This is a genomic window from Janthinobacterium longum, assembly GCF_051380735.1.
In the GTDB taxonomy this organism is placed as follows: Bacteria; Pseudomonadota; Gammaproteobacteria; order Burkholderiales; family Burkholderiaceae_D; genus Janthinobacterium.
In genome coordinates, this window is record NZ_JBNYXQ010000007.1 from 214,132 (window position 1) to 237,689 (window position 23,558).

The 23,558-nt window shown below is 61.9% G+C and carries 25 protein-coding genes; 15 read left to right on the forward strand and 10 right to left on the reverse strand.

The window, feature by feature from the left end; translation table 11 throughout:
• The 6 genes from murC to ACQ4WM_RS18530 all read left to right on the forward strand — a co-directional run bounded on the left by murC (position 1) and on the right by ACQ4WM_RS18530 (position 6,507).
• Positions 1-1,404, forward strand: a complete 1,404-nt coding sequence (gene murC / locus ACQ4WM_RS18505; RefSeq protein ID WP_436548119.1) for a UDP-N-acetylmuramate--L-alanine ligase — start codon at positions 1-3, stop codon at positions 1,402-1,404.
• A 1-nt stretch (position 1,405) separates the two neighbouring features.
• A complete protein-coding gene (locus tag ACQ4WM_RS18510) occupies positions 1,406-2,374 on the forward strand; it encodes a D-alanine--D-alanine ligase (RefSeq protein WP_436548120.1) in 969 nt (322 codons plus the stop codon).
• Position 2,375: 1 nt separating this feature from the next.
• The gene (locus ACQ4WM_RS18515) at positions 2,376-3,194 is read left to right on the forward strand and encodes a cell division protein FtsQ/DivIB (RefSeq protein ID WP_436548121.1); all 819 of its coding nucleotides are present in this window, start codon (positions 2,376-2,378) and stop codon (positions 3,192-3,194) included.
• A gap of 51 nt (positions 3,195-3,245) precedes the next feature.
• Positions 3,246-4,478, forward strand: coding sequence for a cell division protein FtsA (ftsA, locus tag ACQ4WM_RS18520; protein WP_308923954.1), 1,233 nt, complete (start codon positions 3,246-3,248; stop codon positions 4,476-4,478).
• 150 nt (positions 4,479-4,628) lie between these two features.
• Positions 4,629-5,834 (forward strand): cell division protein FtsZ, encoded by a 1,206-nt coding sequence (gene ftsZ / locus ACQ4WM_RS18525; protein WP_436548122.1) that lies wholly within the window; start codon positions 4,629-4,631, stop codon positions 5,832-5,834.
• 166 nt (positions 5,835-6,000) lie between these two features.
• The gene (locus tag ACQ4WM_RS18530) at positions 6,001-6,507 is read left to right on the forward strand and encodes a peroxiredoxin (protein ID WP_436548123.1); all 507 of its coding nucleotides are present in this window, start codon (positions 6,001-6,003) and stop codon (positions 6,505-6,507) included.
• A 124-nt stretch (positions 6,508-6,631) separates the two neighbouring features.
• Here the strand turns inward: ACQ4WM_RS18530 and ACQ4WM_RS18535 are convergent, their stop codons facing one another.
• Complete coding sequence (locus ACQ4WM_RS18535) at positions 6,632-7,399, reverse strand: class I SAM-dependent methyltransferase (RefSeq protein WP_436548124.1); 768 nt, start codon at positions 7,397-7,399, stop codon at positions 6,632-6,634.
• A 117-nt stretch (positions 7,400-7,516) separates the two neighbouring features.
• Between ACQ4WM_RS18535 and ACQ4WM_RS18540 the strand changes: the two genes are divergently transcribed.
• The 3 genes from ACQ4WM_RS18540 to lpxC all read left to right on the forward strand — a co-directional run bounded on the left by ACQ4WM_RS18540 (position 7,517) and on the right by lpxC (position 10,275).
• Positions 7,517-8,296, forward strand: a complete 780-nt coding sequence (locus tag ACQ4WM_RS18540; protein WP_436548125.1) for a helix-turn-helix transcriptional regulator — start codon at positions 7,517-7,519, stop codon at positions 8,294-8,296.
• Positions 8,297-8,446: 150 nt separating this feature from the next.
• Entirely contained in the window at positions 8,447-9,289 is an 843-nt protein-coding gene (locus ACQ4WM_RS18545) for a DMT family transporter (RefSeq protein ID WP_436548163.1), read from the forward strand.
• 50 nt (positions 9,290-9,339) lie between these two features.
• The gene (gene lpxC / locus ACQ4WM_RS18550; RefSeq protein WP_436548126.1) at positions 9,340-10,275 is read left to right on the forward strand and encodes a UDP-3-O-acyl-N-acetylglucosamine deacetylase; all 936 of its coding nucleotides are present in this window, start codon (positions 9,340-9,342) and stop codon (positions 10,273-10,275) included.
• 1 nt (position 10,276) lies between these two features.
• On the opposite strand, the gene ACQ4WM_RS18555 is transcribed toward lpxC, so the two are convergent.
• Entirely contained in the window at positions 10,277-10,786 is a 510-nt protein-coding gene (locus ACQ4WM_RS18555; protein WP_436548127.1) for a DciA family protein, read from the reverse strand.
• Between the two features lie 273 nt (positions 10,787-11,059).
• Between ACQ4WM_RS18555 and secA the strand changes: the two genes are divergently transcribed.
• From secA to ACQ4WM_RS18585, 6 genes are all read left to right on the forward strand, one after another.
• Positions 11,060-13,840 (forward strand): preprotein translocase subunit SecA, encoded by a 2,781-nt coding sequence (gene secA / locus ACQ4WM_RS18560; RefSeq protein WP_436548128.1) that lies wholly within the window; start codon positions 11,060-11,062, stop codon positions 13,838-13,840.
• A 139-nt stretch (positions 13,841-13,979) separates the two neighbouring features.
• On the forward strand, positions 13,980-15,218 hold the full coding sequence (gene argJ / locus ACQ4WM_RS18565) for a bifunctional glutamate N-acetyltransferase/amino-acid acetyltransferase ArgJ (RefSeq protein ID WP_436548129.1): 1,239 nt from the start codon (positions 13,980-13,982) through the stop codon (positions 15,216-15,218).
• Complete coding sequence (locus ACQ4WM_RS18570) at positions 15,215-16,081, forward strand: ATP-binding protein (protein ID WP_436548130.1); 867 nt, start codon at positions 15,215-15,217, stop codon at positions 16,079-16,081. Before argJ ends, ACQ4WM_RS18570 begins: the two co-directional genes overlap by 4 nt.
• Positions 16,078-16,500, forward strand: coding sequence for an NUDIX domain-containing protein (locus ACQ4WM_RS18575; protein ID WP_436548131.1), 423 nt, complete (start codon positions 16,078-16,080; stop codon positions 16,498-16,500). The genes ACQ4WM_RS18570 and ACQ4WM_RS18575 overlap by 4 nt, the downstream gene beginning before the upstream one ends.
• Before the next feature lie 84 nt (positions 16,501-16,584).
• On the forward strand, positions 16,585-16,812 hold the full coding sequence (locus ACQ4WM_RS18580; RefSeq protein ID WP_436548132.1) for a FitA-like ribbon-helix-helix domain-containing protein: 228 nt from the start codon (positions 16,585-16,587) through the stop codon (positions 16,810-16,812).
• Between the two features lie 2 nt (positions 16,813-16,814).
• Positions 16,815-17,225 (forward strand): PIN domain-containing protein, encoded by a 411-nt coding sequence (locus tag ACQ4WM_RS18585; RefSeq protein WP_436548133.1) that lies wholly within the window; start codon positions 16,815-16,817, stop codon positions 17,223-17,225.
• 3 nt (positions 17,226-17,228) lie between these two features.
• Here ACQ4WM_RS18585 and yacG read toward each other — a convergent pair whose 3' ends face one another.
• From yacG to ACQ4WM_RS18625, 8 genes are all read right to left on the reverse strand, one after another.
• Positions 17,229-17,423, reverse strand: a complete 195-nt coding sequence (gene yacG / locus ACQ4WM_RS18590) for a DNA gyrase inhibitor YacG (RefSeq protein ID WP_436548134.1) — start codon at positions 17,421-17,423, stop codon at positions 17,229-17,231.
• An 11-nt stretch (positions 17,424-17,434) separates the two neighbouring features.
• Complete coding sequence (zapD, locus tag ACQ4WM_RS18595) at positions 17,435-18,190, reverse strand: cell division protein ZapD (RefSeq protein WP_436548135.1); 756 nt, start codon at positions 18,188-18,190, stop codon at positions 17,435-17,437.
• 62 nt (positions 18,191-18,252) lie between these two features.
• A complete protein-coding gene (gene coaE, locus ACQ4WM_RS18600; protein ID WP_436548136.1) occupies positions 18,253-18,900 on the reverse strand; it encodes a dephospho-CoA kinase in 648 nt (215 codons plus the stop codon).
• 8 nt (positions 18,901-18,908) lie between these two features.
• A complete protein-coding gene (locus ACQ4WM_RS18605; protein ID WP_436548137.1) occupies positions 18,909-19,781 on the reverse strand; it encodes a prepilin peptidase in 873 nt (290 codons plus the stop codon).
• 103 nt (positions 19,782-19,884) lie between these two features.
• On the reverse strand, positions 19,885-20,217 hold the full coding sequence (locus ACQ4WM_RS18610; protein WP_436548138.1) for a helix-turn-helix domain-containing protein: 333 nt from the start codon (positions 20,215-20,217) through the stop codon (positions 19,885-19,887).
• 1 nt (position 20,218) lies between these two features.
• Positions 20,219-20,563: a type II toxin-antitoxin system RelE/ParE family toxin gene (locus ACQ4WM_RS18615; RefSeq protein WP_436548139.1), complete on the reverse strand. Its 345-nt coding sequence runs from the start codon at positions 20,561-20,563 to the stop codon at positions 20,219-20,221.
• Between the two features lie 82 nt (positions 20,564-20,645).
• Positions 20,646-21,842 carry a type II secretion system F family protein gene (locus ACQ4WM_RS18620; protein ID WP_436548140.1) on the reverse strand — a complete coding sequence of 399 codons (1,197 nt, stop codon included), beginning with the start codon at positions 21,840-21,842 and terminating at the stop codon, positions 20,646-20,648.
• A gap of 74 nt (positions 21,843-21,916) precedes the next feature.
• The gene (locus tag ACQ4WM_RS18625; RefSeq protein ID WP_436548141.1) at positions 21,917-23,389 is read right to left on the reverse strand and encodes a DHA2 family efflux MFS transporter permease subunit; all 1,473 of its coding nucleotides are present in this window, start codon (positions 23,387-23,389) and stop codon (positions 21,917-21,919) included.
• Between the last annotated feature and the right edge of the window lie 169 nt (positions 23,390-23,558).

Sequence of the window (23,558 nt, forward strand, 5' to 3'; positions counted from 1 at the left end):
GTGAAGCATAAAGTAAACAATATCCACTTTGTCGGCATCGGTGGCAGCGGCATGAGCGGTATCGCCGAAGTGCTGGTCAACCTCGGCTACAAGGTGTCGGGTTCGGACCTGGGCAGCAATGCGGCAACGCAGCGCCTGGCGAGCCTGGGCGCGACCGTCATGCTCGGCCACGCGGCAGAAAACATCGGCGACGCCGATGCGGTGGTGACCTCGGGCGCAGTGCCGCAAGATAATCCCGAAGTGGCAGCTGCGCGCGCGCGCAAGATCCCGCTGGTGCCGCGCGCCGTGATGCTCGGCGAATTGATGCGCCTGAAACGCGGCATCGCGATCGCCGGCACGCATGGCAAGACCACCACCACCAGCCTGGTTGCCTCCGTGCTGGCGCAGGGCGGTCTCGATCCTACTTTTGTGATCGGTGGTCGGCTGACGAGCGCCGGCGCCAATGCCAAGCTGGGCTCTGGCGACTATCTGGTGGCCGAAGCGGATGAATCGGACGCCTCGTTTCTGAACCTGACGCCGATGATCGAAGTCATCACGAATATCGATGCCGATCATATGGATACCTACGAGCACGATTTTGAAAAACTCAAGCAGGCCTTCGTGCAGTTCACGCACCGCCTGCCGTTCTATGGCCGCGCCATGCTGTGCGTCGACGATCCGCACGTGCGCGCCATCATCCCGTTCGTCACCAAGCCGGTGACCACCTACGGTTTTTCCGAGGACGCCGAGGTGCGCGCCGTCAACGCGCGCGCGGTCGGCCTGGAAATGCATTTCACGGTGCTGCAGGAGGGCTACCCGGCCCTGGACGTGGTGCTGAACCAGCCCGGCATGCACAATGTGCAGAATGCCTGTTCGGCGATTGCGATTGCGCGCGAGATCGGCATCGCCGACAGCGCCACCCAGCAGGGCCTGGCCGAATTTTCCGGCGTTGGCCGGCGTTTCACGCGCTATGGCGAGGTGGCGCTGCCGGCCGGTGGCAGCTTCGCCCTGGTCGACGATTTCGGCCACCACCCGGTAGAGACGGAAGTTACGCTGGCCGCCGCGCGCGCCGCCTACCCTGGCCGCCGCCTGGTGCTGGCTTTCCAGCCGCACCGCTACAGCCGCACGCGCGACCTGTTCGAAGATTTTGTGAAGGTGCTGGGCGCGCCCGACGTGCTGCTGCTGTCTGAAGTATATGCGGCCGGTGAAGCGCCTATCGTCGCCGCCGACGGCCGTTCGCTGGCGCATGCGCTGCGCGCGCGCGGCAAGATCGAACCGATCTTCGTCGAGTCCATGCAAGATATGGCCGACACCATCATGAGCGTGGCGCACGACGGCGACGTCGTGCTGACCATGGGCGCGGGCTCGATCAGCGGCATCCCGCAACAACTGACTACCTATTCAACCAACACTGCAAAGGCCTGACGTGAACGCAGCTTCAGCTATCGATGTGAAACAATTGGGCAAGGTCGGCGTCCTGTTCGGCGGCCGTTCGGCCGAGCGCGAAGTGTCGCTGATGTCCGGCGCCGGCGTGCTGGCCGCCTTGCAAAGCCGTGGCGTCGACGCGCATGGCTTCGACACGGGCGAGCGTTCGCTGGCCGAGCTGGCGGCCGAAAAATTTGACCGCGTCTTTATCGCGCTGCACGGCCGCTACGGCGAAGACGGCAGCTTGCAGGGCGCGCTGGAACAATTGGGCATCCCGTACACCGGCAGCGGCGTGATGGCCTGCGCGGTCGGCATGGACAAGGTCTATACCAAGATGATCTGGCTGATGCACAAGCTGCCGACGCCGCAATACGCGGTGCTGGCAGACGACGCCAACCTGGCGCAAGTGGCCGCAGAACTGGGCTTGCCGCTGATCGTCAAGCCGCCGCATGAAGGTTCCACCATCGGCATCACCACCGTGCATGAAGCGTCGGCCTTCCAGGCTGCGTACGACACCGCCGCCGCTCTCGATGATACGGTGCTGGCCGAGCAGTTCATCAAGGGCCGCGAATTCACGGTGGCGATCCTGGGCCAGGGCGCCACCGCGCGCGCACTGCCGCCGGTCGAAATCGTCGCCCCGCAAGGCAATTACGATTACCAGAACAAGTATTTCACGGACGTGACCCAGTATTTCTGCCCGCCGCAGCTGGACCCGGCGATCCTGGCCGAGATGGAGCGCATCGCGCTGGGCGCCTACCGCGCCGTGGGCTGCGAAGGCTGGGGACGGGTCGATGTGCTGATGCGCAGTGCCGACAGCGCGCTGTTCCTGCTGGAGGTGAATACCTCGCCCGGCATGACCAGCCATTCGCTGGTGCCGATGGCGGCGCGCGCGGTGGGCATCAGCTATGAAGACCTGTGCCTGGAAATCGTTGCCTCGGCACGTTTGAAGATCAGCAAGGGACAGCACTGACATGTGGCACGACGCTAAAAGCCTCAATACGACCGCCAACGGCCTGATGGCCTTTGTGCTGGTCGTGTGCGTGGCCGCCGGCGTGTGGTGGGTGTCGCAACGTCCGATGTTCGACCTGCGCACCATCACGGTGGAAAGCGTCGATGCGAAGGGACTGCGGCACGTGAATTACCTGACCCTGCGCGCCGGCACGCAAGGCCGCATCAAGGGCAATTTTTTCACCAGCAACCTGGAAAGCGTGCGCAGCGTGTTTGAATCGGTACCCTGGGTACGCCGCGCCAGCGTGCGCCGCGAGTGGCCGAACCAGCTGATCGTGGCGCTGGAAGAGCATGAAGCGCTCGGTACCTGGGGCGAGGATGGCCGCCTGCTGTCGGTCAAGGGCGACGTATTTACCGCCAACGTGGCCGAAGCCGAGGATGACCATGAATTGCCGGCGTTTTCGGGGCCGGACGGCAGCGAGAAGGATGTGCTGGCGACCTATGTAAACCTGGCCAAATGGTTCGCGCCGCTGAAGATGGCGCCTGAATCGCTGTCCTTGTCGAGCCGCTATGCGTGGACCGTCAAGCTGAACAACGGCATGAGCGTGGCGCTGGGGCGCGAACAGAATCACACGACCTTGAAGGCCAGGGTCGACCGGCTGGTTGGCATCTATCCGCAACTGGCCAGCCGCCTGGACAATATCGATACCATCGACATGCGTTACCAGAATGGCCTGGCCCTGAGTTCGGCAGGCCTGGTGATACCGGCCGAGGGCAAGGATGGCAGGCCGGCGCCGGCCATCAAGAAAAAAACCAGCAGTGCGACCAAAAAACCGGCTTGACCGAATAATCAAAGCAATTAAACCAATAGCCCAAAAAACTAGGCGACAGAAATGACAAAAGACGCGAAGAACCTGATCGTCGGCCTCGACATCGGCACCTCGAAAGTGGTGGCGGTGGTAGCCGAAGTGATGTCCGATGGACGCCACGAAGTGATCGGGCTGGGCCAGCACGAATCGAAGGGCCTGAAAAAAGGCGTGGTGGTCAATATCGAGGCCACGGTGGAGTCGATCCAGCGCGCGCTCGAAGAAGCCGAGCTGATGGCCGACTGCAAGATACGCAATGTGTACGCCGGCATTGCTGGCAGCCATATCCGCAGCTTCAATTCGAGCGGTATGGTGGCCATCAAGGACAAGGAAGTGACGGCCACCGATGTGGCGCGCGTCATCGAGACAGCCAAAGCGGTTAACATTCCGACCGACCAGCAATTGCTGCATACGGTGCCGCAGGAATTCATCGTCGACAGCCAGGAAGATGTGCGCGAGCCGATCGGCATGAGCGGCATCCGCCTGGAGGTCAAGGTGCATATCGTCACCGGCGCCGTGTCGGCCGTGCAGAACATCGTCAAGTGCGTGCGCCGCTGCGGCCTGGAAGTATCCGACCTGATTTTGCAGCCGATGGCCTCGGCCGACGCCGTGCTGACGCCGGATGAAAAAGAACTGGGCGTGGTTCTGATCGACATCGGCGGCGGCACCACCGACGTGGCGGTGTTTTCCGATGGTGCGATCCGCCATACGGCAGTGATCCCAATCGCCGGCGACCAGATTACCAACGATATCGCGATGGCCTTGCGCACCCCGACCGCAGAAGCGGAAGAGATCAAGATCCGCTACGGCGTGGCCAAGCAGGTGCTGGCCGATCCGGGCGAGTCGCTGGAAGTGCCGGGCCTGGGCGACCGTGGCCCGCGCAACCTGTCGCGCCAGGCGCTCGCTGCCGTCATCGAGCCACGGGTGGAAGAACTGTTCGCGATGGTGCACCAGGTGGTGCGCGAATCGGGCTACGAAGGCGTGCTGTCGTCCGGCATCGTGCTGACGGGCGGCACGGCCATCATGCCCGGCATGGTGGAGATGGCCGAAGACATCTTTTTGAAACCGGCGCGCCTCGGCACGCCGGAGTATCGTGGCCAGCTGGCCGACGTGGTGCGCAGTCCGCGCTACGCGACTGTGCTGGGACTACTGCTGGAAGCGAAAAAGCAATACCTGCGCGGGCATATCGTGACGCGCCAGGATGGTTCGGTGAAGGCAGTCTGGCAGCGCATGAAGGAATGGTTTTTAGGGAATTTTTAAGGGCCTGCAGTTTGCCCGGCATGACAGTTTTTTTGGCAGCAGCACAGCTACATACACATTCATTTAAATTTAACTGCAGTTTTCAATCTCCAGCTCTCCTACCGATATGAGGACTGGCGCTTGGAAACCGCATTCTGATAGGAGTACATCATGGAGTTCGATATGGTCGATAACACAGCTATAGGTACCGTCATCAAGGTAGTCGGCGTCGGCGGTGCGGGTGGCAATGCAGTTCAACACATGATCAACAAAGGCATGTCGGGCGTGGAGTTCATTGCCGCCAACACCGACGCGCAAGCGTTGTCGACATCCAAGGCGCACAACATCATCCAGATCGGCGACACCGGCCTGGGCGCCGGCATGAAGCCTGCCGTCGGCCGCCAGCTGGCCGAGGAATCGCGTGCGCGCATCGCCGATTCGCTGCGCGGCGCGCACATGGTGTTCATCGCCGCCGGCATGGGCGGCGGTACCGGCACGGGTGCGGCGCCTATCGTGGCCGAAGTGGCCAAGGAACTGGGCGCGCTGACGGTGGCCGTGGTTTCCAAGCCGTTCTCGTACGAAGGCCAGAAGTGCATGGACATCGCCGACGAAGGCCTGGAGCAGCTGTCCTTGCACGTCGACTCGCTGATCATCATCCTGAACGAAAAACTGGAAGAGATCTACGAAGACGAAAGCATGCTCGAATGGATGCAGCACGCCGATGATGTGCTCAACAACGCGGTGGCCGGCATTGCCGAGATCATCAACGTGCCGGGCCATATCAACGTCGACTTCAATGACGTGAAAACCATCATGGGCGAGCAGGGCAAGGCGATGATGGGCACCGCTACCGCTTCCGGCGTGGATCGTGCACGCATCGCGGCAGAGCAGGCGGTTGCCTCGCCACTGCTCGACGGCATTGACCTGTCCGGCGCACGCGGCGTGCTGGTCAACGTCACGGCCAGCCGTGGCCTGAAGGGTAAAGAAATCAAGGAAGTCATGGCAGCCGTACGCGCCTTTGCTGCACCGGACGCTTCGATTGCGCAAGGTATCGCGTACGACGACTCGATGGGCGACGATATCCGTGTCACCGTGGTGGCTACCGGCCTGGGCCGCGCCAAGAAAAACATCCAGCTGGTACCGCAGCAAGTGCTGCGCACCGGCACCCACAACGGTCCGCTGACCCCGTCGGCTTCGATGGGCGGCGCGCAGACCGTGGCGAGCACCGTGGGCGTGGCCACGCCAGCCGGCTTTGACAGCGGCAAGGCGCCAGCAGTATGGCGCCGCGAATCGGCTTCCGAGCAGGTGCGCGCGATGGAAAAGAACGGCATGGAGACCTACGATATCCCGGCGTTTTTGCGCAAGCAGGCCGATTAATCAGCACGCTCAAGTACTGATGCAAGCGGCGGCCTTCGGGCCGCCGTTTTTGATTTCAACCCTGGCTTTCAGGGGGGATTTCTGCACAAATATGCCAAGTCAGGCATACTGTTGCGCGGTGTCGGCGGCAAGCCGGCTTTTCCCAAAATAGTAAAAAGGAGTCACCATGACGATCAAGATCGGCGATACCCTGCCGGAAGGCACCCTGGCTGAATTCATCGAAACCGAAACCGAAGGCTGCGCGCTGGGACCGAACACGTTCAATGTGCAAGACCTGGTCAAGGGCAAGAAGATCGCCATTTTTGGCCTGCCAGGCGCGTTCACGCCAACCTGCTCGGCACAGCACGTGCCCGGTTATGTGCAGCACGCCGAAGCGCTGAAAGCAGCTGGTGTCGACGAAATCTGGTGCATCTCCGTCAACGACGCTTTTGTGATGGGCGCCTGGGGCCGTGACCAGAAGGCCACCGGCATCGTGCGCATGATGGGCGACGGCAATGCCGCCTACAGCCGTGCCCTGGGCCTGGACGCCGATTTCTCCAAGCACGGCATGGGCACGCGCTCGCAGCGCTACTCGCTGCTGGCCGACAACGGCGTGGTGACGCAACTGAACATCGAGCAGGGCGGCAAGTTTGAAGTATCGAATGCCGAAACCCTGCTGGGCCAGCTGAAATAATATGGTTGATCGGGGTCAGACCCGTTGGGTCTGACCCCAGCTGTCAAGGTTTTGGGTTGAAAGTGACTTTTACCGGTATGCTGCTGAAAAGCTGGGGTCAGACCCGTCGGGTCTGACCCCATTTTTATTGCACCACCGGTTTCGTCGCCTCGAACATGGCCGCGTCGATATCGAACGAGTAATCGCCCTGCAGCGCAAAATACTGGCGCGCTTCGTCGGGCGCGGCGTCGAACAGATTGCGGATGGCGGCGATGCGCCCGGCTGGCGTGCGCATGCGCGCCACCCACTCGTCAAACTGCATGGTCAGCTTCCACACGCTGCGCAGGCTGTGCGTGAAACCGGCGTTGTCGAACTTGGCTCCCCATTCGCAGCTGCGGTAGTCGCGCACGTGCGAGCCGTCGCGCAGCAGTTCCACCGCCTGCAAGGTGGTGTCGTACAACGCAGTTTTCGGCGCCACGATATCGACCACCAGCAAGCTGCCGTTCGGGCGCAGCACGCGCCAGGCTTCGGCCAGCGCGCCGGCCACGTCGCTCCAGTGGTGGGCCGAAAAGCGTGTGACGACCATGTCGAAACTGGCGTCGGCGAACGGCAGCCTGGCCACGTCGCCCTGGCGCGTGCTGATATTGTCCAGGCCACGCTGCACTTTGGCCTGCTCGACCACGTCCAGCATGGGGTGCGCCAGGTCATAGGCGACAACGGACTCGGCCACTGGCGCCACGGCAAAGCTGGCGTGGCCGGCGCCGCAACCGAGGTCCAGCACTACGGGGCGGCCATGGCGGCGCGCCGCTTCCTGCATCAGCACCAGGTCGGCGCCCTGGGCGTGGATGGCGCTGCAGAGGTATGCGTTGGCGGTCTTGCCGAACTGTTCGGTAATGACATCGTGCTGTTGCATGGTTTGCTCCCGTAAGTGTTGGTGTACAGGCAGAATAGAGCGAGTTTTATCCTGTAACAAGACAAGAACTTATACTGGTATATTTACTACCATGCGCTACTACCACGAAAGAACGCCATGTCGCACAAGCTTGCCGAATTCATCCGTGTCCGGCGCGAAGCGCTCACCCCCGCCATGGCGGGCCTGCCCGGTGGCGGACGGCGCCGCACGCCGGGCTTGCGCCGTGAAGAGCTGGCGCAGCTGGTTGACGTCAGTCCTACCTGGCTGACCTGGCTGGAGCAGGGCCGGCCGGTGTCGGCATCAAGCAGGATGCTGGCGCGCCTGGCGCAGGTGCTGCAACTGAGCGCGGCCGAGCGCAGCTATCTGTTCGAGGTGGCCGACAAGGCCGACCCCGAGCATGGCGAGGCCACGGGTGGCGGCGCGGCGGCCAACGAGCTGGCGGCGATTGTGGCAGCCATCGATGCACCGGCCTATATGCTGGACCGGCAGTGGAATGCGGTGGCCTGGAATGCGCAGGCGGCAGGTCTGTTTGCCGGCTGGCTCGATGCCTTGCCCGATGAGGTTGCTCCGAACCAGCTACGCTTCATGTTTTTGTCGCCGCAGGCACGCCAGCTGATCGCCGGCTGGCCCGAGCGCGCGCAGCGCCTGGTGGCCGAGTTCCGCGCCGATGCGGGCCGCCATGCCGACCAGGCGCCGCTGGCCGGCCTGATCGCGCAATTGTCTGGCGCCAGCATGGAGTTTCGCCAGTGGTGGAGCGCGCAGCAGGTGCTGGGCCGCGACGGTGGATTGCGCCGCTTCCAGCATCCCGTGCAAGGGCTGCTGAGCTTTAACCAGGTGACCTTGCATCTGGCGCGCCAGCATGAGGTGAAGCTGGTGATGCTGTTGCCGGTGTTGTAACAGTAGCTGCCGCGCTTGCTATAATTCGGGCGACCGCGCGCCGATCGCCACGTGCCGGTCCTGGCTCCGGCCGTCGCCATGATGACGGTTTCTCTCCTGCCAGGAGTTGCCTTGCCTTCCCCTAATCCCAATTTGCGCAGCATCTACGCGATGCTGGCCGCCGCCGGTCTGTTTTCGCTGATGGATACAGCGATGAAGCTGCTGTCCGAAACCTATCCGGCGATGCAGGTGACGGCCTTGCGCGCCCTGTCGTCCTTGCCGCTGGTGTGCCTGTATCTGCTGTATCGTGGCGCCTTCAGGAACCTGCTGAAGGTACGCTGGCCGCTGCACTTTTTGCGCGGTGCGCTGGGCGTTGCCATGATCACCCTGTTTGCTTATGGCCTGAAACGCTTGTCGCTGGCCGAGGCATATTCTCTGTTCTTTATCGCGCCGCTATTGATTACGGCGCTGTCGGTATTTATCCTGAAAGAGCGGGTCGACCTGGCACGCTGGTGCGCGATTGCCGTCGGCCTGGGCGGCGTGCTGGTGGTGCTGCGCCCGGAAGGCGGGCAATTCCTGTCGCTGGCCGGCCTGGCCGTGCTGGGCGCAGCCGCCTGCTATGCCGTGTCGGCCATCACTGGCCGCATCCTCAGCCGTAGCGACGCCAGCGAAAGCATGGTGTTCTGGCTGATGGTCATGATGGCGACCGGCGGCGTGGCGCTGTCGTACCATGAATGGGTAGCGATCCGGCGCGAAGACTGGCTGCTGCTGGCGGGCTTGTCGGTCAGTGGTTTCCTGGGCCAGTTGGCCATCACGGAAGCGTTTCGCAGCGGCAAGGCCTCCAGCGTGGCGCCGTTCGAATATTCGGCCCTGGCCTGGGGCATGGGCCTGGACTGGCTGCTATGGCGTACCTTGCCCGACGAGTACACCATGACAGGCGCAGCGATTATCATTGCCAGCGGCATTTACCTGGTGCGCAGGGAGGCGGTACATGTGGAAAGCGAGCACCCGTAGCATTTCTTTGCTGCCCAGCATTCCACGCCGCAACTGGATATAATCGTGCCATGTTAAAACAACGCACCATCAAACAATCTGTCCGCACCATCGGTGTCGGCCTGCACTCCGGCACCAAGGTCGAGCTGATCCTGAGCCCGGCCGCCATCGACACGGGCATCGTGTTTCGCCGCATCGACCTGGTACCGGTAGTGGAGTTTCCCGCCAGCGCCATGGCGGTGGGCGACACGCGCATGGCGTCCGTGCTGATCAAGGACGGCGCGCGCGTCTCGACCGTGGAACACCTGATGTCGGCTGCAGCCGGCCTTGGCATCGACAATATGTATATCGATGTCAATGCGGAAGAAATTCCCATCATGGATGGTTCGGCCTCGTCGTTTGTCTTCCTGCTGCAACAGGCTGGCGTGGAAGAGCAGGCGTCAGCCAAGAAATTCATCAAGGTCATCAAGCCGGTGGAAGTGCGCCACGGCACGGGAGCAGCCGAAAAATGGGCGCGCTTGTCGCCCTATGACGGCTTCAAGCTCGACTTTTTTATCGAATTTAACCACCCGGCCGTCGACGGTACCATGCAGCGCGCCTCGGTCGACTTTGGCGACGTGTCGTATATCCACGATGTGGCGCGCGCGCGCACATTCGGCTTCATGCAGGACGTGGAAAGCCTGCGCGGCATGGGCCTGGCCCGTGGCGGCTCGCTGGAAAACGCCATCGTGATGGACGAATACCGTATCCTTAACGCCGACGGCCTGCGCTATGAAGACGAATTCGTGCGCCACAAGATCCTCGACGCGATTGGCGATTTGTATTTGGTCGGTCATCCGCTGCTGGCCTATTACACGGCGCACAAATCGGGCCATGCACTGAACAACCAGCTGCTGCTGGCGCTGCTGGAGCAGCCTGAATCGTACGAGATCGTCTCGTTTGCCACCAATGAAGCGGCGCCACAATCCTACCTGCGCCAGATGGAGCGCGAGTGGTCGCTTACCTGAGTCAGTCCCTCGGTTCGCGGTGATGCCTGACTAAATTGCGCAGCGCCGCGATCAGCTGATCGTTCTGTTTCGAGGCCGGCAGCGCGGTGCTAAGTTCTTCCAGTGCCGACATGGCTTTTTCCGGTAGCACCAGCGAGCGCGTATGAACGATGGGTGCGATGCTCTTGATGACTTGCACCTTGAGCTTGATGCCGGCAATCTGCCAGCCTTTTCTTTCCAGTTCCCCTTGCAGTTTTGGCAGTTGCTGCTTGAGCTTGGCTGCCAGCGCCGCGTTCGGCACAGCCAGCACCAGCACCCCGGCCTCGAATTGCAGGATATCGCAGTGCTCGAACATGGCCGGCAGGGCCTGGGCGCAATCTTTTTGCAGGGCGGCCAGGCGCTTGACGGTAGGCATCAGGGACGCCATCGTCGCGTTGCCGCGCAAGAAGTCAGTGGCGCCCGTGACGGGCGGACCCGAGCGGGCAAAGCCATAGCTGCGGCGCGGTGCCGGCGAGTATGTGGGATTTCGCATGGCCGAAACATAGCACACTCGCCCGCGCATGGCGAGGGCGGCAGTGGCTGCAGATGGCGTCATCCAGGCGCCATGCCGGGTGCAAAATGTCCATCATTTCCCGTGATTGTTTGCCTTAAAGCTATTGTTATATAGTGCATGATCCCAACCTTCGGGGGACGCATGATAAAATCATCGTCTTTTGCCATAGTCGAACTCCGTGCGGTCATGCGATTGTTACCTCGCTGCCAGCTACCGAGCTTTTTTTAACGGCGTTTTTTCAAGAATTCAAGCATGTCATTACTGACCCAGATTTTCGGTAGCCGCAACCAGCGGCTGCTCAAGCAATACCAAAAAACGGTACGCGAGATCAACGCGCTCGAGCCGGTCATCGAAAAGCTGTCGGATGCCGAGCTGCAAGCGAAGACGCCTGCCTTCAAGGAACGGATCGCCGGTGGCGAATCGCTGGACGCCTTGTTGCCGGAAGCGTTTGCTGTCTGCCGCGAAGCGTCCAAGCGCGTGCTGCGCATGCGCCACTTCGACGTGCAGATGATAGGCGGGATGGTCCTGCACTATGGCAAGATCGCCGAGATGGGCACGGGCGAGGGCAAGACCCTGATGGCAACCCTGCCAGCCTACCTGAACGCCTTGTCGGGCAAGGGCGTGCATATCGTCACCGTCAATGATTACCTGGCACAGCGCGACGCCGAAACCATGGGCCGCCTGTACGCGTGGCTGGGTTTGACGACCGGTGTGAACATGTCGCAGATGGAGCACAGCGCCAAGCAGCAGGCCTACAACTCCGACATCACCTACGGCACCAACAACGAATTCGGTTTTGACTTCCTGCGCGACAATATGGTGTACGAAGCGCGCGACCGCGTGCAGCGCACGCTGAACTTCGGCATCGTCGATGAAGTCGACTCGATCCTGATCGATGAAGCGCGTACCCCTTTGATCATTTCCGGCCAGGCCGAGAGCCATACCGACCTGTACCACAAGATCAATGAAGTGCCAGGCTTGCTGACCTTGCAGATCGGCGAAGAAACGCCGGACGGCAAAGGTAAAGTGGAAGTCCCTGGCGATTACACCAAGGATGAAAAAGCGCACCAGGTGCTGCTGACCGAAGCCGGCCATGAAAAAGCCGAGCGCATCATGACCGAATTGGGCCTGCTGCCGGAAGGCGCCTCGCTGTACGATTCGGCCAATATTTCGCTGGTGCACCACATGTATGCGGCGCTGCGCGCCCATGCGCTGTACTTCAAGGATCAGCACTATGTGGTGCAGAACAATGAAGTGGTGATTGTCGATGAATTCACGGGCCGCCTGATGACGGGCCGCCGCTGGTCCGACGGCCTGCACCAGGCTGTCGAAGCGAAAGAGGGCGTGAAGATCCAGAACGAGAACCAGACCCTGGCCTCGATCACCTTCCAGAACTATTTCCGCATGTACGCCAAGCTGGCCGGCATGACCGGCACGGCCGATACCGAAGCCTACGAATTCCAGGAGATCTACGGCCTGGAGACGGTAGTGATCCCGCAAAACCGTCCGCTGCAGCGCAAGGACCGCCAAGACCAGGTGTATAAATCCTCGGCGGAAAAATACAACGCGATGGTGATCGATATCCGCGACTGCTACGAGCGCGGCCAGCCGGTACTGGTGGGCACGACTTCGATCGAAAACTCCGAACTGTTGTCCGGCATCCTGGACAAGGCCAAGCTGCCGCATAATGTGCTTAACGCCAAGCAGCATGCACGCGAAGCGGAAATCATCGCCCAGGCCGGCCGTCCGAAAGCCATCACCATCGCCACCAATATGGCCGGTCGCGGTACCGACATCGTATTGGGCGGTAACGTTGAAAACCAGATCAAGTTCATCGAAGCGAATGCCGAACTGAGCGACGCCGACAAGGCCCGCCAGTCGCAGACGCTGCGCGATGAATGGCAGTCGCTGCACGACCACGTGGTCAATGCGGGCGGCCTGCACATTATCGGCACCGAACGCCACGAATCGCGCCGCGTCGACAATCAGCTGCGTGGCCGTGCCGGCCGCCAGGGCGATCCGGGTTCGTCGCGCTTCTACCTGTCGCTCGACGACGCGCTGCTGCGCATCTTCGCCGGCGACCGCGTGCGCGCCGTGATGGACCGCTTGAAAATGCCGGAAGGCGAACCGATCGAAGCGGGCATCGTTTCGCGCTCGATCGAATCGGCACAGCGCAAGGTGGAAGCGCGCAACTTTGACATCCGCAAGCAATTGCTGGAATACGATGACGTTGCCAACGACCAGCGCAAGGTGATTTACCAGCAGCGTAACGAGTTGCTGGAAACGACCGACATTTCCGAAATGATCGCCTCGCTGCGCCATGGCGTGTTTACCGACCTGGTGCACGCTTACGTGCCGCAGGAATCGGTGGAAGAGCAGTGGGACATCAAGGGTCTGCAAACCGTGCTGGCCAGCGAATGGCAGCTCGACATGCCGTTGCAGCAGATGCTGGAAGCGGACGCAAGCCTGACGGACGAAGAGATCGTTGAAAAAGTGCTGGTGGCGGCCGATGCCGTTTACCAGTCGAAGATCGACATCGTCGGCAAGGAGTCGTTCGGCGGCTTCGAGCGCAATGTCATGCTGCAAAGCGTCGACAGCCACTGGCGCGAACACCTGGCCGCGCTCGATCACCTGCGCCAGGGTATCCATCTGCGCGGTTACGCCCAGAAGAATCCGAAACAGGAATACAAGCGCGAAGCGTTCGAACTGTTCGGCATGATGCTCGACATGATCAAGAACGACGTTACCAAGCATGTGATGACGGTACGCATACAGTCGCGCGAAGAAGTCGATGCGGCCGAAGCGGCGATGCAGCAGTCGCACGTGGAAAACGTGCATTACCAGCACGCCGAATTCGATCCGAACGCGGCGCCGGAAGAATTGCTGGCGCCAACGGCTGGCGACAACGTCAACGTCAACGATCAGTATGTGGACGACATGAGCGTGAGCATGGGCGTCAAGGTCGGCCGCAACGATCCATGCCCTTGCGGCAGCGGCAAGAAATACAAGGCATGCCACGGCAAGCTGGCGTAAGCGCAGTTTGACAGCCTGAACAAAAACGGAGACCGCGGTCTCCGTTTTTTTGTGTGCCGTGCGTCCGGGACGCCGCATGGTCAATGCCAGCGCGAAGGCGCTACAATAGCGCTTCCTTTCCCCTCGCAGAAGAACTCATATGGCCGTCAATTCTCCCAAGCCCGTCGCCGCCGACCTGAAAGCTGTCGCCGGTATTGAAATCGGTGTAGCCGAAGCCGGCATCAAGAAGCCGAACCGCAAGGATTTGCTGGTATTGAAACTGGCGCCGACCGCCACCGTGGCTGGCGTGTTCACCTTGAACCGCTTCTGCGCCGCGCCGGTGCAGATCTCGAAGGCCAACCTGGCGGCCGTCACCGCCGGTGCCGCGCCGATCCGCGCGCTGCTGGTCAATACCGGCAACGCCAATGCGGGCACGGGTGAATCGGGCCTGGCCGCCGCGCAGGAAAGCTGCGCCGCGCTGGCCGAGTTGCTGGGCTGCACGCCGCAGCAGATCCTGCCGTTTTCCACCGGCGTGATTCTTGAACCACTGCCCGTGCAGCGCCTGGTGGCAGGCCTGCCGCAAGCTGTCGCCGCACTGACGCAAGATAACTGGTTCTCGGCAGCCGAAGCCATCATGACCACCGACACGCAGCCGAAAGCCGGTTCGCGCACCGTCACCATCGACGGCCATACGGTCACGCTGACGGGCATCAGCAAGGGCGCCGGCATGATCAAGCCAAATATGGCCACCATGCTGGGTTTTCTGGCGTTTGACGCCACTGTGGCCCAGCCGGTGCTCGATCAACTGGTGAAACAGGCGGCCGACAAATCGTTCAACTGCATCACCATCGACGGCGACACGTCGACCAATGACTCCTTCATGCTGGTTGCCACCGGTGCCGGCAGTCTGGTAATCGACTCCATCGACTCGCCCGCTTATGCCGCACTGGCCGCCGCCGTCACCGAACTGTCCACTTTCCTGGCGCAAGCCATCGTGCGCGACGGCGAAGGCGCGACCAAATTCATGACCGTGACCGTGGAAGACGGCCGCAGCATGGAAGAGTGCCGCAAGATCGCTTATTCGATCGCCCATTCGCCGCTGGTGAAAACCGCTTTTTTTGCCTCCGACCCGAACCTGGGCCGCATCCTGGCCGCCATCGGCTATGCCGGCGTGGACGACCTGGACGTGAGCCTGCTGAACCTGTACCTGGACGACGTGTGGGTGGCCAAGAACGGTGGCCGCAATCCCGACTATCAGGAGCAGGACGGCCAGCGCGTGATGCAGCAAAGCGAGATCACCATCCGCGTGAAACTGGCGCGCGGCGAGGCGACTGCCACCGTCTGGACCTGCGACCTGTCGCATGACTACGTGTCGATCAACGCCGACTACCGTTCATGACCAGTCTTGAGCAGTTTCTGTTGCGCGCGGAAAGCCTGCTGGCGCGCGTCGAGGCTATCCTGCCACCGGCCACGCCGGCCGTCGACTGGAACAGCTTTGCATTTCGCTGGCGCCGCCGGCAGGGCGCCGCCAGCCATCTGCAGTCGGTGAAGCATGTGTCCAGTATTGCGCTGGGCGACCTGCACAATATCGCTGCGCAAAAAGCCCAGATCGAGCAGAACACGCGCCAGTTCGTTGCTGGCCGGCCTGCCAACAATGTGCTGCTGACGGGCGCGCGCGGCACCGGCAAGTCGTCGCTGATCAAGGCTAGTCTGAACCAGTTTTCAAGCCAGGGCCTGCGCCTGATCGAAGTCGACAAGGCCGACCTGGCCGACCTTCCCGATATCGTCGACCTGGTGGCGGCGCGCCCCGAGCGCTTCATCATCTTTTGCGACGACTTGTCGTTCGAAGAAGGCGAGAGCGGCTACAAGGCGCTCAAAGTCGCGCTCGATGGCAGCATTGCCGCGCAGTCGGACAATGTGCTGATCTACGCCACCTCGAACCGGCGCCACCTGATGCCGGAACGGATGTCGGACAACAGCAGCTACAAGACCGACGAGGATGGTGACCTGCATCCGGGCGAAACGGTGGAGGAAAAGATTTCCCTGTCCGAACGCTTTGGTTTGTGGCTGTCGTTCTATCCGTTCAAACAGGACGACTACCTGGCCATTACGGCGCACTGGCTCGCCTCGTTCGGCTGCAGCCCGGAACAGATCGCGCAAGCGCGCGGCGACGCCTTGCGCTGGGCCTTGCAGCGCGGTTCGCGTTCGGGCCGGGTGGCGTGGCAGTTTGCGCGCGATTATGCGGGGAAACTGGCGCTATGAGCGAGGTAAAAGCCAAACCTGTCGATGTCGCCGTCGGCATCCTGATGAAACCGAATGGCGATGTGCTGCTGGGCCAGCGTCCGGCCGGCAAGCCATATGATGGCTATTGGGAGTTTCCAGGTGGTAAAGTCGAACCGGGTGAAGCCATCCTCGACGCGCTCAAGCGCGAGTTTGTCGAGGAGCTGGGCCTGCATATCGACAGCGCCGAAGCCTGGTGCGGCGTGGAATATGTCTATCCGCACGCCCATGTGCGCCTGCATTTCTATATCAGCCGCGACTGGCGCGGCGAGCCGCAAAGCCTGGAAGGCCAGGCCTTTGCGTGGCAGGGCACGGTGGGCGTGGAACCCCTGCTGCCGGCCACGATTCCGCTGCTGGAATGGCTGGACGTGGTGCGCCGCGAAAGCGCCACGGCCGTTTGACCGCCACCGCCTGGGGCATCCTGGCGCCTTGCATTGCCGGGTCTTTCCGCTAAAGTGATGGTTCGACGATAGCGGGAGACTCGCATGGCGCTGACCCTGACCCTGACCCTGACCCTCACCTTCAACGACGCCGACGAACTGCTGCTGGCCGCGCTGCACAAGCGCGCCCGCGCCCATGGCCGCAGCATCGAGGAAGAGCACCGCGACATTCTGCGCAGCGTGCTGCGGCCACTGCCCAGGCGCGCCCTCGACGATATCCTGCGCGCCATGCCCGACGTGGGCAGCGATGCTGACTTCGACCGCGATCATTAGCCATGGCCGGCTACCTGCTGGACGCGGACGTGGTCAATGCTGCGCGCAAGGGGAGCGGGGCGCCGGACGGCGTGCGATCCTGGTTCGAACGTGTGCCACCCGAACAGCGTTACCTGCCGGTGCAGGCGGTGGCGCAATGGCGCGCCGGCATACAGCAGCTATGGCGGCGCGGCGCCACCATGGAGGCGCTGGCGATGGAAGGCTGGCTGGAAGCGGTACTGCGCGAGTATGCGGCGCGTGTGCTTGAATTCGACCTCGATTGCGCGCTGGTCCGGGCCCGTTTGCCCGGCTATGGCGCGGATGTCGATGGCCAGATCGCGGCGATGGGCATCGCCCATGGCCTGACTGTGGTCAGCGGACGGCTGGACCGCTACGCAAGCAGCGGACTGCGGCTGGAAAACCCGTTCGGCTGATGGCTAGTGCTGCTGCTGTTGTTTCTCGTCTTCGTCGAGCGGATCGTCGAGCGGATCGGTGGCTGGAATCGTATATTTCTCTTCGGCCCAGGCGCCCAGGTCGATCTGCTTGCAGCGGTTCGAGCAAAAGGGGCGGAAAGTATTGGCCTCGGTCCATTCGACTTTGGCGGCGCAGGTAGGGCAGTTAACAACGGTCATGGCAAGAACAATTAAAAATTACACAGCGTGAGTTCGAAGGGTACATCTTCTTCGAGCGGCTTGGGTTTCAGGTCGCCGCCCTGGGTGGTAAAGCGCACCCACAGCATGTATTTGTTGGCGGAAATTTCCGGAATGGCGCCGCTGGCGTCATCCAGGCTCAAACGCAGCATCTGGTAGACCTTGCCCTGCAGCATTTGCTGGAAGCTGCCCGCGTTGGCGGTCAGTTTGACGGGGCCACCGGAGTCACGCAGCAGGCGCAGCACCAGTGCCAGCGCATCGAACAGGGGCGCGAGCGGTGCAAACCAGGCCTGGATATCGGCCAGGCGCTGTTCCGAGCTGCGCTGCTGCCAGGCATGGTAGGAAGGCAGGTCGAATTCACAGGCGCCGCCGGGAATGATGGTGCGGCCGCGTATGCTCATCAGCCATTCATTGTCGCGGATATTCTGTCCGGTCTTGCCTTGCGCCGCCACCAGGGCGCCGCTGACGTTGTCGAGTTCGGCGAGGATGGCGTCCAGGGTTTCCGGCACCACGTTCGGATTGCTGCGGTAGCCAAGCAGGCTCTGGCGCTGGCGTTCGAGTTCCTGCAACAGATCGGACTTCAGATCGGCGCGGCCGGCCACTTCCAGCATGTCGAAGATCGTTGCCAATGCAACATGGTGCTGCATCGCATGCTCTTGCTGGACGAAGAACTTGAATTTGTCGTACAGATCTTCCAGCCGCAACAGCGTACGTATGCGTTCGTTGAAAGGGTATTCGTAGACAATCAAAATAATTCCCTTATGTATGGGCGGGCAAGCAATCCCGTGATTCTGAACCAAGCGTCGACAAATTACAAATGCTGCGAGGCCATTCCCGCCATTCTTTTTGCAAATGCCAGATATACCTCGTGCAAGACGACGATCTGCGGCTCCAGAGCTGCCAGATCACCATTGTTATCGATTACATCGTCTGCGGCTGCCAGGCGCATGGCCCGCGTTGCCTGCGTCGCCATAATGGCTTTCACCTGTTCCTCCGGCAGGCCGTTGCGCTGCATCACGCGCGCCACCTGCAGGCTTTCCTGGCAGTCGATCACCAGCACGCGGTTGACCCGCTCCACCCAGCCGCCCGATTCGACCAGCAGCGGCACGGCAAAGATCACATAGCTGCCGGTGGCGCCCGCGGCCGCCGCCAGGGTGGCCGCGCGTATGCGTGGATGCAATATCGCTTCCAGCCTGGCCTTGGCCTGTGGATCGGAAAATACCAGTGCGCGCATTTTTGCGCGGTCCATCGCGCCGTTCGCATCGGCGGCGCCATCGCCAAATTCTTCCAGCAGCGCCGGCATGGCTGCACCATTGGCGGCCGTCAGGCTGTGCGCGATCTCGTCGGTATCGACGATGGTGGCGCCGCGCGCGGCAAACAGATTGGCCACCGTGCTCTTGCCGCAGCCGATGCCGCCGGTCAGGCCGATGCTGAAATAAGGTGCTGCAGTTTGCGTCATCGTTTTTCTCATCGGCCCACCAGGCCCAGGGTCAGTTGCGACAGCGGCGCGCCGTACAGCAGGGCAATCACGCCGGCAGCGGCCAGGTAGGGACCGAAGGGGATGGGTTTGTCGCGCCCGCGTTTGGCAAACACGATCAGCACGATGCCGACCAGCGCGCCGACCACGGACGACAATAAAATAATCGTTGGCAGCATGGTCCAGCCCAGCCAGGCACCGAGCGCCGCCAGCAATTTGAAGTCACCATATCCCATTCCTTCCTTGCCTGTCGCCAGCTTGAAGGCCCAGTAGACGCTCCACAGGGCCAGGTAGCCGGCGGCTGCACCGATCACGGCGTCGGCAAGCGGCACGAAGGTGCCGTTGAGGTTGACCAATAAACCGGCCCACAACAGCGGAAAAGTCAGGTCGTCCGGCAGCATCTGCGTATCGGCGTCGATAAAGGTCATGGCGATCAGCAGGAAGGCGAACAGCAAAGTGGCCAGCCCGGTCCAGCCGCTGCCGAAATGCCAGACCAGCAGCGCCGACAGGGCGCCCGTCAACACTTCCACCAGCGGATAGCGCGGCGAAATCGGCGCCTTGCAGGCACTGCACTTCCCGCGCAGAGCCAGGTAGCTGATGACGGGTATGTTTTCCAGCGCGGTGATGCGGTGGCCACAGGCGCTGCAGTGCGAATGCGGCAGCATCAGATTGTATTTGTCGGTATGCGGCGGTGGCTTGCCGCTTTCCACCGCCACATAATTGTCGGACTCGCGCTGCATCATTTTCGGGATGCGGTGGATCACGACATTGAGAAAGCTGCCAACGATCAGGCCGAACAGGGCGGCGACCAGCGTGACGAACAAATTGCCGGGCGCGGCGAACAACAGGGTATCTTGCAGCATGGTGGTCTTGTCAGGGTGGGATATTGCCGTGCAAACAGCTGCAGGCACTGCGCAGTGTAAAACATCCTCACCCTTCCGGGGAACTTTCAGCAAACGCTGCTGATTACGCGATCGAGAACGTCACGCGTTTGCCCGTGCGTGCCAGCATGTCGACCAGGGCGTCGATGGTGAACTTCGGGGTTTTCTTGTTGATTACGTCGGACACGCGCGGGCGCGTCACGCCGAGGATCTGGGCGGCATCGGCTTGCCTGAGGTTTTCCGTGTCGATCCACAGCGCCAATTCTCCCATCAGTTTTTCCTTGATGGCGATCTTGTCCGAGATGATGCGCTGCGACTGTGCCTGCAGTGCCTGAGCTTCTGCGGGTTCAAAGCCCAAGTCGGCGAAGACGTTGCCGCCAGCAGGCGTGATGCGGGCTGATCTGGTGTTGATGCTCATGTCACTTCCTTTCCTTGATCACGGCTTTATAGCCGGTGCTGGCAATCTGTTTATCGTGCTTCGACGTGGCATTGGTTTTCTTCTTGAAACAATGCAGGACATAGATGGCTTCGACAAACTTGGCCACGTACATGACCCTGAACCAGCCGTCATCGAGATTGACGATGATTTCGCGCGTGCCCGGCCCGACCTCGTCGAACGGTTTCCAGCGATCCGGATCGAGACCAGCTTGCACCTGGCTTAGCTGATGGCCAGCTTCGCGCCGCGCGTTGACGGTAAAGATGGCGTCGTCCTTGATGTCGTCCAAGGAACTGCCGCGCCAGTCTATGGGTTTTTCGTTCATCACGACTCCTTTTGAGTGTATCAAATTATATACATTCAATGCAAGCGGTTTATGAAAGCTGTGTTGGTACCAGCGCAGGCAGTTTTCAAATCACCGCCCCCAGCTTAAAAATCGGCAAGTACAAGGCGATCACCAGGCCGCCCACCAGCACGCCCAGCACCACCATCAGCGCCGGCTCCAGCAAGGATGCAAGGATGGTGACGGTGCTGTCGATTTCCGCTTCGATGATGTCGGCCGCGCGCGACAACATGGCGTCGAGGGCGCCCGATTCTTCGCCGATCAGGGCCAGTTGCGTCAGCAGTTCGGGAAACACGCCGCTGTGCCCCATGGCCAGCGCCAGGCTGCCGCCGGCGCGGATCTCGCGCTCGATGCGCGTGGTGGCATCCTGGTACAGCACGTTGCTGGCGGCGGCGCCGACCAGGGCCAGCGCATCGAGCAGCGGTACGCCTGCCGCGTACATGGCGGCCAGGGTGCGCGTCCAGCGGGCGATTGCCGCGCCCCGCAGCAGCGGGCCGAACAGGGGAATGCGCAGCGATTGCAGCTGCACGTGCCGGCGCAACTGCGGCCAGCGGCGCCAGGCCAGTCGCAGCAGCAGTACCAGCGCTGCCAGCGTGGCCAGCAGCCAGTACCACGATTGCACCAGCAGGCGCGACAGCTCCATCACCAGCAGGGTGGGTAGCGGCAACGGCGCGCCGAAGCTGTCGAACACTTGCCGGAAGGCCGGCACCACCACCGTCAGGATGATGGCAGTGACGAGGATGGCGACGGCCACGATGGCCAGTGGATACATCAGTGCACCGCGCAGCTGGCGGCGCAGGCCGATGGCTTTTTCCTGGTGCGTGGCCAGGCGCGCCAGCAGCTCCTGCACGATGCCGGCCTGTTCGCCGGCCGCCACCAGGTTGCAATACAGTTCGTCAAACAGCAGGGGGAACTGGCGGAAGGCTTGCTGCAGGCTGCTGCCGGCTTCGATATCGTGGCGCAAATCCTGCATCAGCTCAGTCATGGCCGGCTTGGCATGGCCCTTGCCGGCGATCTCGAAGGCGGTCAGCAGCGGCACCCCGGCACCCATCATGGTGGCCAGCTGGCGTGTAAATAGCGCTATATCCTTGTGGCGTATGGCTTTGCCTGGTGCGGCGCGCCGGGCCTGCACGCGTGTTGCAAGTATGCCCTGGCGGCGCAGCAGCATGGTGGCGGCGGCAGCATCGGTGGCGCGCAGCACGCCTTCTACCCGCTTGCCGTGGCGGTCTTTGCCTTGCCATGCGAACCGCCGTTCGATCGCCATGTGCGCCTCCCGGTACACAGTAGCACCGGCGCGGCCAAGGCCGCCAGCGTCGCGTCGCGCCGGCTTGAGACGGCTCAGTTTTTGCTGATCTGCACCTCTGTCTGCACTACCGCTTTCGCCTTGACCTCGGCCGCCTCATCTTCGTCGACATCGCTGCCCTTGCTGATGCTTTCGCCATCGGTGCGGCGCAGGGTCCAGAAGGTCAGCGACGACAGGATGGTGACTACCGCCAGGGTCAGAAACGCATGATGCAAGGCGGTACTGAGCATGGCGCGGTTCGATTGCGGCATATCGCCCAGGTACCAGCCCGTGATCAGCGAACCGAACGCCAGGCCGAAGCTCATCGACAGTTGCTGCATCGAGCTGGCAATCGTGCTGGCCATGCTCGAATCGCTCTTGTCGACATCGGCATAGGCGATGGTATTCATGCTGGAAAACTGCAGCGAATTGAAAAAGCCCAGGCACAGGCTGATGCCGACGATCGCGTACAACGGCGTGCCGGCGCTCACTTGCGAAAACATGGCGATGGTCACGCCGATCAGCACCGTATTGACGATCAGCACCTGGCGGTAGCCGAAGCGGGCCAGCACGCGCGCGGAAATGAATTTCATGCCCATCGCCGCCGCGGCCGACGGCATCATCAGCAGGCCCGACTGCCAGGCCGGCAGACCCAGGCCCAGCTGGTACAGCAGCGGCAGCAGGAAGGGCAGGCCACCGACCCCCAGGCGCGTCACAAAACCACCCACCACCGAGACGCGGAAGGTACGCACCTTGAACAGCGCCAGGCGCAGCAGCGGGTGCAGCACTTCGCTCGAATGCCATACATAGGCAGCCAGCAGGCTGATGGAAATGAACAGCAGCACGGCAAACGAGGTGGGGTCGACGCGGTGTTCGCCGAATACTTCCAGCAGCCACGACAGCAGGGCGATGCCGGTGCCGAACAGCACCAGGCCGATCAGGTCCAGCGGGCGCGGCTTGTCGCCGTAGTAGTCGGGCATGTAGCGGTGCGCCAGGAACAAGGCTGCCAGGCCGACCGGCACGTTGACGAAGAAAATCTCGCGCCACGACAGCCAGTGCACGATCAACCCACCCACGGTAGGGCCCAGCAGTGGACCGATCAGGGCCGGGATAATGACGAAATTCATTGCCGCCAGCAATTGCGACTTGGGGAAGGTGCGGATGATGGCCAGCCGGCCGACCGGCATCATCATCGCTGCCCCGACGCCTTGCAGCAGGCGCGCCGCCACCAGCATTGGCGAATTGACGGACAGGCCGCACAGGATGGAGGCGATGGTAAAGATGGCGACGGCGGCGGAAAACACGCGCCGGGTGCCGAAGCGGTCGGCCATCCAGCCGCTGATGGGAATGCACACGGCCAGGCTCAGGATATAGCTGGTCACCACGGCTTTCAGGCTCAGCGGCGTGACATTCAGGCTGGCCGCCATGCTGGGAATGGCGGTATTGACGATGGTGGAGTCGAGCTGCTCCATGAAAAGAGCGGTGGCGACCACCCACGGAAGATAGCTTTTAACGGCGGGACTGGACATGGATGCAAACCTGAGGAAGGTGGAACGGAACCAACGGCAAGGAATTGTCACATAAATGGCGCACGCGTGCCGGCAGCCTGCATGCCTGCCACGGCGGGCGTTGCAAGTCCATGGAACAATTGTTCCATAGTAATAGTAGATCGCCTTCTCTAGCATGGGTGTTGCCATT

Coding starts and splice junctions, on each gene's coding strand:
- ftsA (WP_308923954.1), top strand. CDS start 3,246: ATGACAAAAGACGCGAAGAACCTGATCGTCGGCCTCGACATCGGCACC.
- ACQ4WM_RS18605 (WP_436548137.1), bottom strand. CDS start 19,781: ATGCTGCAAGATACCCTGTTGTTCGCCGCGCCCGGCAATTTGTTCGTC.
- ACQ4WM_RS18610 (WP_436548138.1), bottom strand. CDS start 20,217: ATGAGCATCAACACCAGATCAGCCCGCATCACGCCTGCTGGCGGCAAC.
- ACQ4WM_RS18535 (WP_436548124.1), bottom strand. CDS start 7,399: ATGCAACAGCACGATGTCATTACCGAACAGTTCGGCAAGACCGCCAAC.
- coaE (WP_436548136.1), bottom strand. CDS start 18,900: ATGACGCAAACTGCAGCACCTTATTTCAGCATCGGCCTGACCGGCGGC.
- ACQ4WM_RS18620 (WP_436548140.1), bottom strand. CDS start 21,842: ATGGCGATCGAACGGCGGTTCGCATGGCAAGGCAAAGACCGCCACGGC.
- ACQ4WM_RS18575 (WP_436548131.1), top strand. CDS start 16,078: ATGAGCGAGGTAAAAGCCAAACCTGTCGATGTCGCCGTCGGCATCCTG.
- ACQ4WM_RS18585 (WP_436548133.1), top strand. CDS start 16,815: ATGGCCGGCTACCTGCTGGACGCGGACGTGGTCAATGCTGCGCGCAAG.
- ACQ4WM_RS18570 (WP_436548130.1), top strand. CDS start 15,215: ATGACCAGTCTTGAGCAGTTTCTGTTGCGCGCGGAAAGCCTGCTGGCG.
- ACQ4WM_RS18540 (WP_436548125.1), top strand. CDS start 7,517: ATGTCGCACAAGCTTGCCGAATTCATCCGTGTCCGGCGCGAAGCGCTC.
- secA (WP_436548128.1), top strand. CDS start 11,060: ATGTCATTACTGACCCAGATTTTCGGTAGCCGCAACCAGCGGCTGCTC.
- ACQ4WM_RS18625 (WP_436548141.1), bottom strand. CDS start 23,389: ATGTCCAGTCCCGCCGTTAAAAGCTATCTTCCGTGGGTGGTCGCCACC.
- argJ (WP_436548129.1), top strand. CDS start 13,980: ATGGCCGTCAATTCTCCCAAGCCCGTCGCCGCCGACCTGAAAGCTGTC.
- ACQ4WM_RS18545 (WP_436548163.1), top strand. CDS start 8,447: ATGCTGGCCGCCGCCGGTCTGTTTTCGCTGATGGATACAGCGATGAAG.
- ACQ4WM_RS18515 (WP_436548121.1), top strand. CDS start 2,376: ATGTGGCACGACGCTAAAAGCCTCAATACGACCGCCAACGGCCTGATG.
- ACQ4WM_RS18580 (WP_436548132.1), top strand. CDS start 16,585: ATGGCGCTGACCCTGACCCTGACCCTGACCCTCACCTTCAACGACGCC.
- ACQ4WM_RS18530 (WP_436548123.1), top strand. CDS start 6,001: ATGACGATCAAGATCGGCGATACCCTGCCGGAAGGCACCCTGGCTGAA.
- ftsZ (WP_436548122.1), top strand. CDS start 4,629: ATGGAGTTCGATATGGTCGATAACACAGCTATAGGTACCGTCATCAAG.
- lpxC (WP_436548126.1), top strand. CDS start 9,340: ATGTTAAAACAACGCACCATCAAACAATCTGTCCGCACCATCGGTGTC.
- yacG (WP_436548134.1), bottom strand. CDS start 17,423: ATGACCGTTGTTAACTGCCCTACCTGCGCCGCCAAAGTCGAATGGACC.
- ACQ4WM_RS18555 (WP_436548127.1), bottom strand. CDS start 10,786: ATGCGAAATCCCACATACTCGCCGGCACCGCGCCGCAGCTATGGCTTT.